Origin of the sequence: Mycobacterium sp. 1164966.3 (assembly GCF_001665395.1) — a bacterium.
Lineage (GTDB): Bacteria > Actinomycetota > Actinomycetes > Mycobacteriales > Mycobacteriaceae > Mycobacterium.
Genome location: NZ_LZSG01000058.1, coordinates 1 through 3,891, shown reverse-complemented (window position 1 = coordinate 3,891; position 3,891 = coordinate 1). Strand labels below are relative to the sequence as shown.

Annotated in this window: 1 protein-coding gene; it reads left to right on the top strand. The window is 66.7% G+C overall.

What is annotated here, in order from left to right:
* Positions 1-3,891, top strand: a 3,891-nt coding sequence (locus tag A9W99_RS20585; protein ID WP_156623213.1) for a condensation domain-containing protein, incomplete at both ends; no start/stop codon positions are given.

The window sequence follows — 3,891 nt, the reverse complement described above, 5'->3', positions numbered from 1 at the left end:
ATCTACGCCGAAGTCCTCGGCTTAGAGCGGGTCGGAGTTGACGACTCGTTCTTCGAGCTCGGTGGCGACAGTATTTCCTCGATGCAGGTGGTCGCGCGGGCACGGGCGGCTGGGCTGGTGTGTCGGCCGCGTGATGTGTTCGTCGAGCAAAGTGTGGCCCGGCTAGCCCGGCTAGTGGGGGCGGCCCAGGCCGGCGGCGGTGTGGTTGACGAGGGTATCGGGCCATTGGCCGCGACCCCGATCATGCACTGGCTGGCCAGCGTGGAAGGCCCCACCGAGCAGTTCAACCAGACAGTCGTGGTGTCGGCCCCTGCGGGGGTGACCCAGGCCGATGTAGTGGTGCTGGTACAGGCATTGCTGGATCGGCATGCCATGTTGCGGCTGCGCGTAGCGGATGACGGGGTCGGGGGGTGGTCGTTCCAGGTACCCGAGGCCGGGGTTATCGAGGCGCGCCACTGTGTTCACGTTGTCGACGTGTTGTCCGATGAAGAGCTGATCGGGGCACGGGCACGGTTGGATCCCGCCGCGGGGGTGATGCTGAGCGCGTTGTGGGTGGCCGAGGCCGCTCAGTTGGTGTTGATCGTTCACCATCTGGCTATTGATGCGGTGTCGTGGCGCATTGTGCTTGATGACCTCAACACCGGCTGGGCTCAGCATCGCAGCGGGCAGCCCATCGCCCTGCCCAGCGTTGGGACGTCGTTTGTCCGGTGGGCGGGACTGCTGGTGGATTATGCGCGCCGGCCCGAGCTGGTCGGGTGCGCTGATGCGTGGAAGCAGGTGGTGGGGGCGCCGGCGGTGTTGCCGGCGGTGCGCCCGGCGGTGGATACCTATCAAAGCGCGGGGCATCTGTCGGTATCACTGGATGCCCACACCAGCGGGCTGTTGTTGGGTGATGTGCCCGCGGCGTTTCACGCCGGCATCCAAGACATCTTGCTGATCGCGTTGGGGTTGGCGGTGGCCCAGTTTGTCGGCAACGGGTCCGAGCCGGTCGGCATCGACGTCGAGAGTCATGGGCGCCACGAGGAGCTAGGTCTCGCGGTGGATCTGTCGCGCACGGTGGGCTGGTTTACCGCCAAGTATCCGGTGTCGTTGAGTGTGGGTGGGCTGCGCTGGGAACAGGTGGTTGCTGGTGAGGCGGGGTTGGGGGCGCTGGTCAAGGATGTCAAGGAGCAACTGCGTGCGCTGCCGCATCCGCTGAGCTTTGGCGCACTGCGCTATCTGAATCCCGAGGTGGACCTGGGCGAGTCGGACCCGCTGATCGGGTTTAACTACCTGGGCCGGCTGGGTGCCGTGACCACTGATGGGTGGCGGCTCACTCAGGACGGTGTGTTGGTTCTCGGTGCGGCCGCGGCGTTGCCCGTGGCACTCGGGCACACCGTGGAGCTCAACGCCGCCACCATCGACACCGAGGCCGGCCCGCGGCTTCACGCCAACTGGATGTGGGCGCCCTCGGCGCTGGACGAGGCGGCGGTCAGTGAGCTGAGCCGGTTGTGGGTGCAGGCGCTGGAGGGTCTGTGCGCGCATGTGCGCGCCGGTGGGGGTGGGTTGACCCCGTCGGATATTGTGCCGGCTCGGTTGAGCCAGCCCCAGATCGACGAGTTGTGCCGGCATCACCGGGTTGCCGATATTTTGCCGTTGACCCCGCTGCAGCAGGGCCTGTTGTTTCACGCCAGCACCGCCCACGGTGCTGAGCCCGATTTGTATGCGCTGCAGCTGGATATCACGTTAAGTGGTCGCCTTGACCCCGATCGGCTGCGCGATGCGGTGCACACCGTGGTCATCCGGTATCCCCACTTGGCGGCCCGATTCTGCGACCGGTTTGACCAGCCGGTGCAGATCATCCCGGCCGACCCTGCAGTGGGATGGAGCTATGTCAAGCTCCACGGCCCCGACGGCGCTGATGTTGAGGAGCAGATTCAGCGGCTGTGTGCTGCTGAGCGGGCCGCGGTCGGCGATCTCGCTCACCCGCCGGCGTTTCGTGTGGCGTTGATCCGCACCGCCGAACATCGGCACCGCTGTGTGTTGACTTTCCACCACATCGTCATCGATGGCTGGTCGTTGCCGATCCTGCTCGGCGAAATCTTCGCCGGCTATCACGGCCAGCGGCTGGCGGCCCCGGGGTCCTATCGCCGGTTCGTGTGCTGGCTGGCCGACCGCGATCTAGATGCCGCCCGCGCGGCCTGGGCGCAGGTGCTGGCCGGTTTTGACACCCCCACCCTGGTCGGTCCGGCGCAAAGGGCCGGGCTCGGGCAGCGAAGCATCGCCTCCTATCGGCTGACCGAGCACACCACCGGGGCGCTCCATGAGCTGGCCCGCTCACAGCAAACCACCATCAACACCGTGTTGCAGGGCGCGTTTGCGCAGCTGCTGATGTGGTTGACCGGCCAGCGCGACATCGTATTTGGCACCGCCGTGTCGGGCAGGCCCACCGAGATGGCGGGGGCGGAGTCGATGGTGGGCCTGTTGATCAACACGGTTCCGGTGCGCGCGCGCCTCACCGCGGCGACCACCACCGAACAACTGCTCGACCAACTCCAACACACCTACAACCACACCCTGGAGCACCAGCACCTGGCGCTCAGCGAAATCCACCGGATCACCGGCCACGACCAACTGTTCGACACCTTGCTGGTGCTCGAAAATTACCCGGTCGACACCGCCGCACTATCCGGCGCCGACGAGCTGGCGGTCACCGAGTTCAAAGGCCGCGAATGCAATCACTACCCCCTGACGGTGCAGGCCGTGCCCGGGCCCGAACTGGGCCTTCGCCTCGAATACGACGCCGAGGTATTCGACGCGGCCACCATCGAGGCGCTCATCGGACGGATGGAGCGGATGTTGCTGGCGATGACCGCCGACCCGACCCGGGCGTTGTCGTCGATGGATGTGCTCGATGAGTCTGAGCATGCCCGGTTGGATGCGCTTGGTAACCGGGTGGTGTTGACGGAGCCGAGCAACGCGCCGGTGTCGATTCCGGTGTTGTTCGCCCAGCAGGTCGACCGGGCACCGGATGCGGCGGCGCTGACGTGCGTCGGTAGTTCGTGGACCTACCGCGAGCTGGATGAGGCGTCGAATCGGTTGGCGCACTTGTTGGCCGAGCAGGGGGTGGGCCCGGGACGGTGTGTGGCGCTGCTGTTTTCGCGGTCGGTCGAGGCAATTGTGGCGATTGTGGCGGTGCTCAAGGCGGGGGCGGCGTATTTGCCGATCGATCCGGCGGTGCCAAGGGCGCGAATCGAGTTCATGCTCACCGACGCTGCGCCGGTCGCCGCGGTGAGCACCGCGGATCTGCGGGCCCGGTTGGACGGGTTTGACCTGGCGGTCATTGAGGTTGATGACCCGGCTGTGCAGGCCCAGCCCAGCACGGCGCTGCCGGCGCCGGCCCCGGAGGACGTGGCGCACATTATTTACACCTCGGGCACCACCGGGGTGCCCAAAGGGGTGGCCGTCACTCATCACAACGTGACCCAACTCTTCCGCGCCCTCGATATCGGGGTGGAGCTCACGGCGGATCAGGTGTGGACGCAGTGTCACTCCTATGCCTTCGACTTTTCGGTGTGGGAGATCTGGGGTGCGTTGTTGCATGGTGGCCGGTTGGTGGTGGTGCCCGACGAGGTGACCCGTTCACCGCAGGAGTTTCACGCCTTGTTGGTCGCTGAACGGGTCAGCGTGCTAAGTCAGACTCCTTCGGCGGTGGGGCTGCTGTCGCCGCAGGGGGTGGATGCGGCGCTGGTGATCGCCGCGGAAGCGTGCCCGGCTGAGGTGGTGGAGCGGTGGGCGCCGGGGCGGGTGATGGTCAACGCCTACGGCCCGACGGAGACCACGGTGTATGCCACCAGCAGCGCGCCGCTGCGGGTGGGGTCGGGGGTGGTGCCGATCGGGTCGGCGGTGGCG